Raw genomic sequence first — 14,724 nt, 5'->3', positions numbered from 1 at the left:
TTCAGATAAAAAGCGTCGTAACACGATATGACTGGAACAACCGCGTCACTTGTTGCAAATTGAAGAGGTGTTTGTTAAACTACATGTTAGAAGACATAAAGGAGTTGTAGACATGATAGAAAACATCATTGTATTGGAAAGGCTAGGCCTCAGCAAGACATTTGTGGACAAGTGGGGCGGTCCCCTCTTTTTGATTATGGGTTTCCTAGTGGCGGTTATTTCCTATTATATTACCAAAAAAGTGGTGCTGGGCATCTTAGAGAAGTTTATCCGGCGGAACAAGTACCAATTTGACGACATATTACTCGAAAGCAAGTTTTTCGAGCGTCTCTCTCACTTTATTCCGGTTGTCGTGCTCTATCTCTTTGAGCCGTCTACAGGTGTGTTTAGAGGCGTACTTGACAAGAGTTTAAGCATCTACTTGACGATGATTATTATCCTCTCATTTGATGCGCTGTTAAATGCGGTTAACCGGATTTACAATCGGTACGAGGTTTCAAAAGCGCGCCCGATTAAAGGGTATTTGCAGGTTGTTAAAATCTTCGTCTACGCCATTGTCATCATCGGCCTCATTGCCGATTTGATGGGGAAGAGTCCGGTAATTCTGCTGAGCAGTATCGGCGCTATGACGGCGGTAATTATGCTCATTTTCAAGGACTCTATATTGGGACTTGTGGCGAGCATTCAGCTGGCGGCCAATGAAATGGTGCGCATCGGCGACTGGATAGAAATGCCCAAGTACGGTGCAGACGGCGATGTCATCGACATGAGTCTCAACACGGTTAAAGTCGAGAACTTCGATAAAACGGTGACAACAATACCGACGTACACGCTGATTTCTGACTCTGTTAAAAACTGGCGTGGGGTTCAAGAAGCCGGTGCTCGTCGAATAAAACGGGCGCTCTATATCGATGTCAACAGCATTCGCACATGCGATGAAGCACTTTTGCATCGATTTGAGGGCATTTCACTGATACGGGATGAAATCCGTCAGCGAATTACCGATTTAGAGGGACGAGAAGAGTCGATTACGAATGTCGGAAGTTTTAGGCTCTATATTCAAAAGTATCTCGAAGCCCATCCTAAGATCCACAAGCAAATGCCGATTATGGCGCGACACTTGCCAGTGAACGAAAAAGGACTTCCAATTGAAGTGTACGCCTTTTCGACTGAGACTGCATGGGCAGTCTACGAAGGGGTTCAGGCGGATATTTTCGACCATTTGCTATCTGTGGTCGACGCGTTTGATTTAAAAGTTTTTCAATACCCCACTGGCCGGGATATTGCCACGGCACCTATGGGTGACAGCAACGGTTTGGAGTAAAAAATAGTCCGTGTAATTGCTATTTAGTATGGCATTTACGCGGATTTTTTTAGATGACCTTTAGTATTTAGGATATAATCATATAGATGCTAAGAATAATGAGTGATACATTAATCAAGTAATTGATAAAATGCAAACGTTGTTTATAAGTGTCGACAATTTCTAAAATTGCACAAATGATAATTAACAGCCCAGAAACCGTCGGTAGCCAAGTAATATCATCAAATAGTATAGAGGCAATTACCATAAATATAGGTATTCGCATTAAATCTTTTGAACGAAAGTTTTTTCTTTCCATCGTGTATCCTATTCCTTTCGGCTTTGGGGTTAGGGTTTTACAATTGTTGTAACAGAGTGCCCATCTATTGGTAGGGTATAAAATCAAAAGGGCAGGTGTAGCCCTTTTGAAAACTCTTTATATTTTGTTATACAAAGATTGAAGCACTTTCAAATTATGAGACTTCTACAAATCATAAAGTACAGTGTGCAAGTGCTATATTTAATACCTAAACAGAGTAGTGTTAGTTCCATTATTGAATCACTAAACAATACCCTTTCTTTCATAGTTCTAACTATTGGATATGCTTAAACTTTCTTTTTTGATTTTTTGATAAGTGAAATGGTAATCCATAGAAATCTGATACACAGTCCTGTCAAAAGCCCCCGAATCAATATGTCGGACAATTTAAAAATCCAATGTAGAACACCAATCAATAAAAATCCGAGTAAAAGCGTTACTATATTAATTATCATAAGCTTAAATAATCATACGTTATCGGATTGTTTTAGGGCAGACCCATTTATCATCACCAGGATACATTACGCAACCAGCTTCAGATTTATAGTGCTCAACGTAACCTTTATTATTGATGTAAATTCCGTAAAGAGATAAGCCCATTACTCCAACAGCAGCAAGAACAGCGCCACTTGCTGCTGCAACAGCTGTTCCAGCAGATGCAACGTAAATTCTAACTGTCCATTTCAAACCATCGCAAACAGCTCCACCTACGACGCTCCCACCAAGAAAAATAAGAACTTCTTTAACACGAATTGCATGAGCTACTTCAGGGGGCGCATCAAAACAAACTAGTAAGGTCAAAATAAAAACAAAAGACAACTTCTTTGCTACAGCAATTGTTTTATTCGGTGCAAACTCAGTTAATGAAATCACTAAATCCTCCTTTCACAATAAGAACGAATAGCTCGCTAAAACCTTACACTTTAAACGAGATTTAGGCAAGAAAACATAACAATCCCCCCCTTCACTAACAACATGTCACCAAAGACCTGAGAAAATTGCATAATTTATAACCGTTGATTTAACAAGTTTTTAAAGAAACAAAAAGGAAACTTCACCCCAAACGTCGAATTATATAAGTGGCAGCAAACACAATCCAAACGAAGGAGGAAGTTTCCACTTATGTATATTCGACAAACATGTCTATTTTCCTTTGAAGAAATTATGAACTTTCAGCAAGAAACGAAATTGGAATTAATTCTTGCTCAGATCAACATCTCACCTTTGGTTGCGGCATTATCTAAACAGAGTCATTTGAGAGGTCCAAAAGGTTACAGAGTCGCACCGATGATTTACGCATTAATTGCTAAGCAAATTCTGAGAATTTCGACCACCAGCGAGTTGGTGAGACAGTTGAAAGAGAACCCAGTGTTACGTTATAACTGTGGTTTTGAGGTGTTATCCAAAGTACCATCAGAAGCCACTTTCAGCAGATTCGCAGATAAGCTGTCAGAATCAGATGCGTTGCTGAAACTATTCGGTGATTTAGTTGTTCATGCTAAAGAATTAGGAATTGTTGATGGTAGTCATATTTCAATAGACTCTACTAAGGTAGATGCTTTCGAAGCCTCAAAACCAAAGAAAGATATTGTAGATGACGGCACCAACCCAAACTGGGGAATGAAGCGCGATACTCACGGTAATAACATTCGTTGGTTTGGATGGAAACTTCATATCCTGAGCGATTCATACAGTGAATTACCACTTTCAGTTATGGTAACACCAGCGAATGTTCATGATGGAACAATTGCAGTTCCACTGATTGAAGAGTTTCTAAAGCAGTATAGAGATCTGTTTAGACCATTGTTCTATGCGATGGACTCTGGATATGATTATAATTCTGTCTATGATGCAGTAATAAATCACTTTGAAGCTACTCCAATCATAGCCTACAACCCAAGAGGCAGTCACGCCGCCCCAGAAGGGTTAGATGATGAGTTTCATCCAGTCTGTTCTGGTGGTTACAAACTCGTTTATTGGGGGATTGACGGCGATTACATGAAATTTAGATGTCCACAAGTACTGGGGAAATGTAACTGTCCACATGGGAGTGCATGGTGTTCATCAAGCAATTATGGTTATACGCTCAAGATAAATCGTAAAGAAAATCCAAGACAAATCGGATATCCGTTAAGATCATCTGATCAATGGAAGACTCTATACAACAAGCGAACTTCTGTTGAACGTTGCAACGGTCGACTAAAGACGATTTTAAATTTGAATTCAATCCGGTCTAAAGGTATCAAGAAAGCAACTGTTCATGCGTTGTTAAATTGCATTGCGTTGGTTGCAGGAACCATCGCTTCAAAAGTTAAAGTAAACAGAAATGAGGAACTCTTAGTAGCATAATGAACAACAAAAGATTGAAATTTGAAAGCATGGCAGGGGCTGTTACTTAGGATTAAGCCTTTTTCTCAAATTATCGAGTTAATTATGCAAGAGTCTCACCTAAAAAGGGACACAGTACAAAAAACATTGAAGTTAATCTGTGCAACCTCTATATATAGAACGAACAGAAGGGTGGATATCTTACATGTATTAAAAAAAATTAATATTTAATTTGAAAGGAAATTTACATTGAAGGGAAGGGTGCATCAAAAAGAAAAGAAAATTGTACTTGACGACAATCGCGGCTTGAAGACACTGGGAAAACGTACCCGCCGATAAAAGTCCTAGGCGGGGCTTTTATCAAAGAAATCACCTTCAAGAGTGTGGTCATGTCAAACAGAGCGAGAGTAGACCTTTTGCGATACTTATAACAGTAAGTTCGATTGCTATGTCCCAGAACAGCATACGGTTTATATCAATCTAGGGTCAAAAGAAGGGTATTTTTACGTTTTGAAGTACACCAACATGCTAGCGATTCTAAAAGAAAGTGGGTTTATGGATAACTCTATTAATGAAAAATTCGAAATAGAAATGTCAAAGATATCATTCAGAGGGCGTTTGAGAGCTTCTTGCCAAACACGCGTACGCAGAGACGCTTTATCAGAAGAGTGTCAAAGCTATGAATTGAATTACCCCCTACAGGCAAAAAGTGTAGGGGGCTTTTGAAATAAGTCAAAAAATGATACATAGACGTATTGAAGTGCGAAAAAACGATTGGTTTCGCTGAGACTAGAGATATAAAAACCAGTAAATTCAACATATGTCGTGTACAACGAACGAAAGTTTCAGTGTCCCATCGGCCGAGACATTGCAGCAGAACCTATGAGTGGCAACAACGTTTCAGAAAAAGTACCGAGATATCGATGCAACTTGAGGTGCTGACGGTAGGAGATAAAATGTCGGCGACTCAGTTGACGAACGTCGCCTTTTGAAAAACGATTCTTTTGTTGAAAGACGGCATCTGTAACCAGATGAGAAAAACTCTTTTCAATGAGCAGCCCGAGATCGCGGCTATTTGTTGGAAAGTTATTTTCGTATTGCGCCATTAAAGAATCAGAGAGCCGAAGGAGCTTGGCGATGTACGTCGAGCGCGCAGTTGGTGTTTTGTAAGTGCTTAAAAGGGTGAGGTGTCCGTTGTGTTCATCCGTTTCGAGGTCTTGCAAGTCGTCAGCCAGTTGCAGTAAAATTCCGTACCCCGTAAAAAAACGCAGTTGTAAAGTGTCTAGGGTTCCGAGGATTAAGTAGGCGTCTGCCAACACAGACGTCGCCCCTTTTTCAAAAGTTAAGCGCGTGAGGAGAGGGGCGTCAGAGGCATCTGCTTGCTGTGATAAGCTATTGGATTGTGCGCTGAAAATAGCGAGCAAGCTGTTGAAGACTTCAGGGTGTTCAGCGCGTGTGTACTGGGATTCAATTTGTGCCACCATCGTCCAAACAGCACTTTCGTGTGGCGTTTCCGGTAGAACGTCTTCGCCGTCTAGCCTTTTTTTAAACCGTTTCATAAACATTTTTTTATCTGCAGACGATACCGCGGGGTCGTCGATAAAATTGTCTGTAAGCGGGTAGAGCATGCTGTAGCCAAACATCGCCGGCGTCAAGGTCACGGGATGCCTGTGCATAATTTGTATGAGATTCATCACCCATATGTTTCTCAACGCCTGAAAGACAGAGGCGTCATCCAGTTCGGGACAGACGCTCTTCGCCTGCTGGATAAACGCTTTCGTACAGGCGATGTAGTCCCCTTTTACTTCTGATTCAATAGCCCTACCATCTAAGTTAAAAGTCTGTTCGAGCATAACATAGACCTGTTCTTTTAATGTGTCAATGGGAAGCGGTGTCGTTTGACAGGAAGCGGCAAAGGCGCCGACTTGTCGTCTGAGTCTTAAGTAAGTGCGCAGTTGTTTAATAAGCCCCGATGCCCTTTGCCCACGGTTAGGCGGCAGGGGCGTGTTCCATTGCTCTGTATATTCGCCGATCATAAATCCCCCTTGTTAGAATGAGTGTCACTTTTATTATGCCTTACAATGATTAGAATTGCGTAAAAATTGCCGCGTGTTTAAAGAGTTGCACAAGTGCCATTACTTTTGTTATAATGGACGCGTTGAAAGTTATTTTAAAAGACTTATCATTAAGGAGCATACTGTCTATGAAAAAAGATGTCGATATCTATGTAGATGTCATCAATGTGGGAATTAAAAAGACGAAGAAGTCTCATCTTGAAACCCTATCCTCCGGCGTTTTAGGCGGCGCATATATTGCGCTAGGCAGTGTCGGCTACTTAACGGCTGCGGCGTTGATCGCGCCACTTGGCGTTGGGAAACTCGTCGGTTCTCTTTTGTTTCCAGTGGGGCTATTGCTGATTTTGCTCACAGGAGCAGAACTGTTTACAGGCAACCATTTGCTCAGTGTCTCGGCACTACACGGTGATACGAAATGGGGGGACGTCCTCTTAAACTGGCTTAAAATTTACGTTTACAATGCACTAGGGGCGGCGTTTATCGCACTGCTTGTGCACATGGGTGCTTTTGACAAAGGCGCTTTCTTAGAAATGCTTGAAAAAGTCATTCACGCTAAAGTCTCTTTAAGCTTTTCTGTTGCACTGGCGCGTGGTATTTTATGTAACGTTCTCGTGGCTATTGCCGTTTGGATTTCGTACGGCAGTGAAACGGCCAGTGGTAAAGCCGTACTCATATGGATGCCTATTGCGCTCTTTGTCTATTCCGGATTTGAACACAGTATTGCCAATATGTTGTACTTCAGTTTGGCACAGTTTGCCGGTGTCTCGTTTACATTTGGCGAAATGATGGGGAATATGGTGCCGGTAACACTGGGCAACATCATCGGCGGTGGTGTTTTATTGCCGCTGGCTTATTACGGTGTTTTTAAAAACAAAATTAGAAAGAAAACGCAATAGCGCTTGAAACGACGGCAGTGATAAATGACGCGTGTCTGCTGTTAAAAAAAGCTGTCTTCAGAAGAAGGCAGCTTTTTGATGTATTCACGAAGAAATCAATCGATTTTAACGCGCATGGCGACGTATAAGTTCACTAGAGAGAGTACCGCTGTACCAAAGAAAATATACTCCGGTCCAAAGGCCTGCCATACAATACCGCTAATCATTGCACATGTGATGGATACAATGTGGTCCAGTGAGAGCCCCAGTGAAAGTGTCGGGGTAATATCTTTGGGGCTGATGGCGATTTTTTTTAAATAGAGCGTTCGAATCATACCCATTTGGTTACTCATGCGGTCCAGTACAAAGATGGTGTAAGCGATGAGCACGGGGAGCCCGGTCTTTAGCAAAGTGCCATGTGAGAAACCGGCGGCAAGTACGCCGTAGACGATATAGACGCCGATAAACGACAGGGCGTCGACGAACAAGAGTTTTTTAATGCCGAACTTGTCCAGCATTCGTCCTAAAAACGGTATGAAGAAAATACCTGCAAAAGAACCGATGATGCCGAGGAGTGCAATGGTGTCAGCGCGTTTTGACAACAGTGTAATTAAGACCCATGGCCCGTACACGAGCATAATTTGCTTTTGGACACCGTACATGACGACGAGGGTGTAATAGTATTTGTAGGACTTTCTAAAGACAAAGCGTACACGTTTTTCGGTGACGACGGGTTTCGCCATTTGTCGATCGAGGTACACGACGAAAAATACAGTTAGGGCGCAGATACTTGCAGACAAAACGAAAATCCATTTAATCGGGGTGTTAAAGCTGAAAAAATTGTATCGGAAGCCTAGAAAGACAATAAGGCTTGCAAGCATCATAAATGCCGAGTGCACCCCTTTGTAGCGGCCCATTTGTCGTCCCATGTTCGACGGGTCGATGAGCGACATGCCAATGGCGTCTTGCAGCGGCATGTTGAGGTGCTGCCCCAGCGAATTGATGAAAATAAAGAGCAGCATGATACCGTAGGTCGGGGTCCACAAGCCAAGGGTTAAAATACCGGCGATGCTCAATATTTGTGCGACAATAAGCAATTTGACATCGGAAAATCTCGAAAGCAGGGCGATGAGAAATATGGTGAGAACCCCTGGCAATTCCCTTGGAAATTCAATGAAACCGCGTTGTGCAGGCGTCACGTGGTAGACTTCATTAAAATAGTTAGATAAGACGCCGCTGGTCAGTGATAACCCCAGTGTGCTAAGTGCGACAATGGCAATAAAGATGCGGTAGAGTTTTTTTGTGTTGTTGGACATAAACGTCTCCTTAAGTATGGATTCATTTGTATTTTACCATAATTTCGTGACACGAAAAAGGTTTTCTTTAGAGCGCTATGGGACGGCGATTTTTGAAATTTGTAGCAAAATCGTAGGTATCACCTGTGTCAATCACTTTTGAAAATGTCCCAAAATAAATGAAACATGAGCACCAGTAAAAAGCTGGTGCTTTGTTAATTAGCGGAGAAAAAGTTTTCTTGAGTGTTAATGATGTCCTCAAAAGTATAATTGTGTTGAGCATAGTGTGTTTTGATAAATTTCTTGATGGCGCTCTTCCGCCATGGATGTATCATGGAAGGGATATTGCGTTTTTTAGGCAGAGCCTCGAATTCGTCCTGAAAATCAAAGTTCTTAGATTTCCTTAGATGAGAAGGGATAAGTTCGAGTTCATAAACGTTCTCGTTTACAGAGGCCATCAAACAGCCGTTAAAAGCCTTAATAATGACAGCCGGAGTGCCTTTGTGGTAATAAATAGGGAGGCCTCTGTCGTCCATGAGTTTAAAATATTGATTTTCAAATTTAATGCAATGGCCTGTATCAATTTTGCGCTCAGCAATTACCGCAAGCGTTAGATTGATTTTTTCATCAGACGGTTGCGTTTCAAACACAGATTTGTTATTATCAAAAGGCAGAGCAAACTTGTCATTGAATTTCTTTATGTAGGAGTTCAGAAATTCGTTGGCATGCTCTACGCTTGATACGCCTGCGTTTCTTAAGTCGATCGGCAGTCGTGATTGTAGTGTTTGGAATAAGCGTTCTACGCGTCCTTTGGCCTGTGGAACGCTTGTTACTTTTATATCTACCCCTAGTTGATGGCAAGCGTAAGAAAACTGAGTGAAGGTATCCTTTTCAAGTGAAGGGGCCTTTTTTTGTTTGTATTCAAAAACAGTCCTTCTGTCTGTGTAAAACATGTGTGGGATACCATAGGTTGTTAAAATTTGATGAAAGACATTGTAATAGCCTTTAAGTGTTTCTTGGTGGTCGAAGTAAGCCCCCACGATTCGCCCTGTGGCATCGTCTATAGCAGCGTGTAAGTGGGTTTTGACGCCACCAAACCAGATGTGAACCGAAGCGTCCATCTGAAGCATTTCTCCAAAGTAGGCGGATCTAGGTCTTCTAGGGTGGCTTTCATCGAGTTCAACGATCTTGTGCTGAATAATCGCCATGTCCCTTTTAGAAGTAGCCTTTTTCTTTTGGGCTTCTAATTTTTTACGAAGGGCTTTCTTTGTTGACCTGTGAGCCTTGGGAGATAAAACATCTTGTTCCATAAGGATATTTTTTACAGTAGTTGGAGAAAGAAAAAGGTGTTCTTGCTCTGCTAGGATTTCAGTAAAATGAGCGAAATTCGCATCGGGATACTTGGTCCTGTAAAGTCCTAAAATCAACGTTTTAGTTTCGCTAGACAGGGCGTGAACGGGTTTCTTTCCACGGTTTCCATGGACAAAGAAGTCTTTCCCTTCTGACCGATAGCCCTGGATTAATCGATTAACCGTTCTAATACTACAGCCTAGCTTAAGTGAAGCTGTTTTTTTATTGCCATTCGTATCGACGAGCTTTTTAATGATTTCATATTTTAGATTTTCATTCATACGTAATTCTACCTTTGTCATTTAATTTACCTCGATGCTTTCATTCATTGAGGTATTATTATAGCATTATATCTTTTGGGACAAAATCACGTTTGATTACTTAAGACATTATCACATGTGAATCATATTTGTAGCAAAATCGTAGGTATCACCTGTTGACGGATAAAACAAGATATGCTAACATACATTAAAATACTGAAGACTGGAAGAGTAGAAAGTGTGTTTGCTAAAGAGAGCAAGTGTTTGGTGGAAACTTGTGCAACGCTATTTTGAAAGACGTCCACGAAGTGTCTGCCTGAAAGTCAGTAGGGTGGAACGGTTACCGCCGTTACCGGTTAAATGAGGATTTGCCAATGTGCAAATTGAAATAAGGGTGGCACCGCGTTTGTATACGCCCCTTGAGCAGAAAGCGCTCGAGGGGCGTTTTTTATACGACAAGTTTTGAGCCAAAAGCCTTTGCCGCGAATGTTCGACGCGGAAAAGGCGTCAGCGAAAAACGTTTTGATGGTCGAATGTCGTATACGACAAGTTTTGAGCCAAAAGCCTTTCCCGCGAATGTTCAGCGCGGAAAAGGCGTCAGCAAAAAACGTTTTGATACTCAAATGTCGTAAACGGCGAAGCGCTCGTTAAAAAGCCCCTCGGCAAGATGATGGAGGAGGAAGCGATGAAACGAACAATGATTGAGAAGTTGCCACTTCAAGTGGGAGAACGTGTTGTGGTCAAAGGGTGGGTGCATCGAGTACGTGCGCTTAAGAACATCACCTTTGTGGTGTTGCGCGATAGAACGGGCTATGTCCAGTGCGTCTTGCCGAAGGGAACAGAACTGCCACCGGAAACTGTTGTCGCCTTTACTGGAGATGTCGTGTCGGGGAAGAATGATTTGATGCCCTGCGAAGTCGTTGTCGAGACTATTCAGGTGTATTCGGAACCTGTGGGCACATTACCGGTTCAAATCAATAGCGCCACTTTAGAGGTTCAACTGGACACACTTCTAAACCACCGTGTTTTGACGTTGAGACATGCGCGTGAACAAGCTGTTTTTAAAGTACAAGAAGTGTTGCTAGCAGCTTTTCGCCACTTTTTAAAGCGCGAGGGCTTTTACGAAATGCACACCCCAAAACTCGTAAAAGAGGGCGCTGAAGGCGGTGCCAATGTCTTTAAATTGGATTACTTTGATCAAGAGGCTTTTTTGGCACAAAGCCCACAATTTTATAAGCAAATGATGGTGATTGCGGGGTTTGAAAGGGTGTTTGAAGTCGGTCCCGTCTTTAGAGCGGAACAACACAGCACCAGACGTCACCTAAACGAGTATACGAGTCTCGACATCGAAATGGGGTTTATCGAGGACTTTCACGAGCTGATCGCCTTAGAAACAGCCTTGCTCGATTTTATTGTGACGCAACTGAAAGCGCACTGCAGTGAAGCACTGGCGCTTCTAGATGTTGTGCTGCCCGACGTGCCGGAGACTTTGCCGGAGATGCGATTAAGTGAGGCGATTGAACTTTTAAAAAACACTTATGGTATGACCCATTTGGAAGGGGACTTAGACCCCGAGGGCGAAAGACAGATTTGCCGTCATGTTTACGAAAAAACCGGCTCAGAATTTCTCGCTTTGACGCACTACCCTAGGAGCAAGCGTCCGATGTACACCATGCCCTCAGGGGAACAGGAGACTGAAGGGTACGATTTGCTGTTTAGAGGGATGGAGATTACAACTGGCGGCCTTCGCATTCATCAATATGAAGCGCTGGTGGAGAGCATGCGTCTCAAGGGCTTGGTGCCGGAAGCGTATACGAGTTATTTAGAAGCGTTTAAAATTGGCGCGCCGCCGCACGGTGGCTTTGCCATTGGACTTGAGCGGTTGACAGCGCTGTTACTCGGGCTGGAAAACGTCCGAAGAACGACGCTGTTTCCGAGAGATGCGACGCGTTTGGTGCCTTAGGAAAAACTTCTGATTCAAAGTCGTTAAAAAGGTTATATTTCATAATAGAAGCCCTTTACTTTTACAACGATGAAAGGAGCGGTTATGTTTTGTAAAATACACATTAATGACGGCTTTGATTCAGAGGCCGTCAATCGGTTGGAGCAAGATGGCTATACAGTTCAAGTGGAACATCTCGAAGGCGATCAACTGGTTGCTGCAGCTCGAGCAGCAGACGTTCTCGTCGTTCGCTCTGCGACTAAGTTGTCGAAAACGGTTGTCGATGCGCTGGCGGGCAGTCGTCTCAAATGTATCGTGCGCGCCGGAGTAGGACTCGACAACATCGATTTAAAAGCTGCCGATGCTGTGGGCATCGACGTGAGAAATACACCGCGGGCCAGCAGTGTGGCCGTAGCGGAGCTCACCATGGCACAGATGTTAAATTTGCATAGGCGTTGTGTTGAAGCGCACCGTTCTATGGCCGGTGGCAAGTGGGAAAAGAAAGCTTTGAAGGGCTTAGAGCTCTATGGTAAAACCCTCGGTCTCGTGGGGATGGGACGCATTGCACGGGAAGTGGCCCTTAGAGCCAGCGCCTTTGGGATGCGAATTCTCTATTACACGCGGAGTGGGGAAAAGCCGGCGCTTTCAAATTACACGTATGCCTCTTTGGAAACATTGCTGGAGGCATCTGATGTGGTTTCGATTCACGTGCCTTTTGACCCCACCGTGGGACCGATTTTGACAGAAGCACAGTTGAGGCGCATGAAGCCGACAGCTTACCTTTTAAATATAGCACGTGGCGGTCTAGTCGATGAAGCGGCACTGTTAAGTGCCTTAGATGCCGGTCGGTTGAATGGCGCTGCGCTGGATGTTTATGCGACAGAGCCCCCAAGAGAGACACGCTTACTGACCCATCCCAAGATTTTGTTGACGCCGCATCTCGGCGCGTCCACAAGAGAAGCACAAGCGCGTATAGCAAATGAAGTTATAGACGTTATAAAAACTGTAGATTGTAGTCAATAGGAGTTGGATATGCACTATTTAATGTCGTTTCTGTTCGTCGCCGTATCATCGGTTAATTTGTACACACAAGGTGAGAATACCCCTGCGCAAGTGATGGCGAGACGCGTTAGCAAGGGGCTTTTAATGCCGGTGTTGGCGCTTGCTTACAGCCAGTGGATGGCGTTCTACGCAGGGGCTTCACCCAATGTTTTGATACTCGTCGCCCTCGCTATGAGTTGGATTGGCGACTTGTGGTTGCTCGGTAGGCGGACACCGGATGCGTCCGGCGTTCGCGTGGCTATTGAATTGCCCGACAGCATGTTTATGCTCGGGTTGATTTTTTTCTTTTTGGGACATGTGGCGTACTCGGCGGCGTTTTTGAGCGCCGCACAGCTCGAGACCATTCCGACCTACATGTACGCATTCCTGCTGTTTATCTTTTGGTACGGGATTATTCTATACAAAGGGGTTGCGCCAACGGGCGCCATTAAAATCGGAACCGTATTTTATATGATTGCCATTGGTATGATGATTTTTCTCGCAATGGACGGCTTTAGAGTTCATTTGGATATGCCGAGTTTTATGGTGTTGCTCGGGGCAATACTCTTCGGTTCTTCAGATTCCGTTTTGGCGTTTCAATGCATCAAAAAAGTGACGAAACTACCGGCCAGTTACGTGATGTTCAGTTATATCAGCGGTCAGTTCTTTATCGTTTTAGGCTTCTTTATGAGGGCCCTTTAATGTGATTCTAATGTTCATTTGTTATACTGAATTCATTAAAACAAATGGATAGGTGTAGAAGAATGAAAAAACGTAAAGAACTGCTTTTCGTAGTGGTTTCCTTTATCCTTTTGCTTATTTTGGCTCGAACACAATTCGAGTGGAAGGAACTCTACGGTCTGCTCAAAAAATTAGATTTAAGATACATGTTTATCGCCTTTGGATTTATGTTGGCGTATCAGGGCCTTGAAGCACATATGATTTACCGCTTAATCTTACAGACAAAGCGCGAAGGGGCTGTTATTAAAGGCCGTATCGGATGGATTGCTCTTAAAGCGACGCTGATTGGCCAGTATTACAGTCACATAACGCCGTTCTCAAGTGGTGGTCAGCCGATGCAGCTGTTTCACTTTACGAAACACGACATTTCACCGTCACATGGCACAGGTGTACTGGTCTCTAAGTTTCTGTTTTATCAAGTGACTATTACCGTGTACGCGCTGACATTGACGGCGACGCATTTTAGCTTTCTCTCCGGTAGTCAGCCGGCGATTATTATGACTTTGCTCCTTGGCTTAACCATTAACACGGTAGGGCTTTTACTGATTATTATGGTAGCCTTTAGACCGGCGCTCTTGGCGCGTTTTTTACATCGGGTTATTGAAAAACTGTCGAGGTTCAGTTGGTTTAAGAAATCAGGCGAAAAACACGCCAATGTCGACCGATTTGTCAGCGAGTACACCGACAGCTTAAATCGATTAAGAAAAATGCCGCTGGAAACGTTGAAGCTGTTTGTCTTGTCTTTGATTCAGATCACCTTATTCTTCGGTATCACGGTGATGATTTACTACGCACTGGGGCTGAACGGGGTGGGGCTGATTAAGATTATTACCTTGCAGTCCATTGTGTATATGTGCGTGTCATTCGTACCCATCCCAGGGACGCTGGGTGCCTCGGAACTCAGTTTTAGCACCGTGTTGTCATCTGTGTTTACCCACAACCTCGTTGGATTCGCCATGTTGTTGTGGCGGCTTGTCAGCTATTACTTCAGTTTAATTGTCTGCGGTGTGTTCACTGTCGGCGTCGCCTTAAAGGAGTCGAGACAGGATAAAAAACGGCCGCTTTCAGTGGGGTAGCAGAACCGTCTTATGCAATCGACGCTATAGCGCAACAGTTCAAATCTGTTGCGCTATTTTAATATGCCTAAACACGCCTGTATGCTCTAGAGCGACGGGGACATCCCATAAAAAAGCAC

Annotated in this window: 12 protein-coding genes and 1 other annotated feature; of the genes, 8 read left to right on the top strand and 4 right to left on the bottom strand. The window is 43.5% G+C overall.

All coding sequences use genetic code 11. The features are described from left to right. The first annotated feature begins 112 nt into the window (after window positions 1-112). On the top strand, window positions 113-1,324 hold the full coding sequence (locus tag ACR6HW_RS02535) for a mechanosensitive ion channel family protein (RefSeq protein WP_455729600.1): 1,212 nt from the start codon (window positions 113-115) through the stop codon (window positions 1,322-1,324). A gap of 772 nt (window positions 1,325-2,096) precedes the next feature. Here the strand turns inward: ACR6HW_RS02535 and ACR6HW_RS02530 are convergent. Then, window positions 2,097-2,495, bottom strand: a complete 399-nt coding sequence (locus tag ACR6HW_RS02530) for a hypothetical protein (RefSeq protein ID WP_455729599.1) — start codon at window positions 2,493-2,495, stop codon at window positions 2,097-2,099. Window positions 2,496-2,744: 249 nt separating this feature from the next. On the opposite strand from ACR6HW_RS02530, the gene ACR6HW_RS02525 reads away from it, so the two are divergent. Then, window positions 2,745-3,971 carry a transposase gene (locus ACR6HW_RS02525; RefSeq protein ID WP_455727774.1) on the top strand — a complete coding sequence of 409 codons (1,227 nt, stop codon included), beginning with the start codon at window positions 2,745-2,747 and terminating at the stop codon, window positions 3,969-3,971. Between the two features lie 489 nt (window positions 3,972-4,460). Beyond that, the gene (locus tag ACR6HW_RS02520) at window positions 4,461-4,676 is read left to right on the top strand and encodes a hypothetical protein (protein ID WP_455729598.1); all 216 of its coding nucleotides are present in this window, start codon (window positions 4,461-4,463) and stop codon (window positions 4,674-4,676) included. 119 nt (window positions 4,677-4,795) lie between these two features. Here ACR6HW_RS02520 and ACR6HW_RS02515 read toward each other — a convergent pair whose 3' ends face one another. Continuing rightward, window positions 4,796-5,986 carry a hypothetical protein gene (locus tag ACR6HW_RS02515; RefSeq protein ID WP_455729597.1) on the bottom strand — a complete coding sequence of 397 codons (1,191 nt, stop codon included), beginning with the start codon at window positions 5,984-5,986 and terminating at the stop codon, window positions 4,796-4,798. Window positions 5,987-6,153: 167 nt separating this feature from the next. Between ACR6HW_RS02515 and ACR6HW_RS02510 the strand changes: the two genes are divergently transcribed. Continuing rightward, complete coding sequence (locus ACR6HW_RS02510) at window positions 6,154-6,921, top strand: formate/nitrite transporter family protein (protein WP_455729596.1); 768 nt, start codon at window positions 6,154-6,156, stop codon at window positions 6,919-6,921. A 95-nt stretch (window positions 6,922-7,016) separates the two neighbouring features. Here the strand turns inward: ACR6HW_RS02510 and ACR6HW_RS02505 are convergent, their stop codons facing one another. After that, on the bottom strand, window positions 7,017-8,216 hold the full coding sequence (locus ACR6HW_RS02505; protein ID WP_455729595.1) for an MFS transporter: 1,200 nt from the start codon (window positions 8,214-8,216) through the stop codon (window positions 7,017-7,019). A 194-nt stretch (window positions 8,217-8,410) separates the two neighbouring features. After that, window positions 8,411-9,826: an ISNCY family transposase gene (locus ACR6HW_RS02500; RefSeq protein WP_455730851.1), complete on the bottom strand. Its 1,416-nt coding sequence runs from the start codon at window positions 9,824-9,826 to the stop codon at window positions 8,411-8,413. Between the two features lie 189 nt (window positions 9,827-10,015). Then, window positions 10,016-10,228: a binding site (T-box leader), on the top strand. Window positions 10,229-10,490: 262 nt separating this feature from the next. Between ACR6HW_RS02500 and aspS the strand changes: the two genes are divergently transcribed. From aspS to ACR6HW_RS02480, 4 genes are all read left to right on the top strand, one after another. Beyond that, window positions 10,491-11,768 (top strand): aspartate--tRNA(Asn) ligase, encoded by a 1,278-nt coding sequence (gene aspS / locus ACR6HW_RS02495; protein WP_455729594.1) that lies wholly within the window; start codon window positions 10,491-10,493, stop codon window positions 11,766-11,768. 84 nt (window positions 11,769-11,852) lie between these two features. Further along, window positions 11,853-12,770: an NAD(P)-dependent oxidoreductase gene (locus ACR6HW_RS02490; RefSeq protein ID WP_455729593.1), complete on the top strand. Its 918-nt coding sequence runs from the start codon at window positions 11,853-11,855 to the stop codon at window positions 12,768-12,770. Between the two features lie 9 nt (window positions 12,771-12,779). Further along, window positions 12,780-13,490 (top strand): lysoplasmalogenase family protein, encoded by a 711-nt coding sequence (locus ACR6HW_RS02485; RefSeq protein WP_455729592.1) that lies wholly within the window; start codon window positions 12,780-12,782, stop codon window positions 13,488-13,490. A gap of 62 nt (window positions 13,491-13,552) precedes the next feature. Beyond that, on the top strand, window positions 13,553-14,605 hold the full coding sequence (locus tag ACR6HW_RS02480; RefSeq protein WP_455729591.1) for a lysylphosphatidylglycerol synthase transmembrane domain-containing protein: 1,053 nt from the start codon (window positions 13,553-13,555) through the stop codon (window positions 14,603-14,605). The last annotated feature ends 119 nt before the right edge of the window (window positions 14,606-14,724 follow it).

Source organism: Fusibacter sp. JL298sf-3, assembly GCF_053842995.1.
This window is presented reverse-complemented; position numbering and strand designations above follow the sequence as displayed.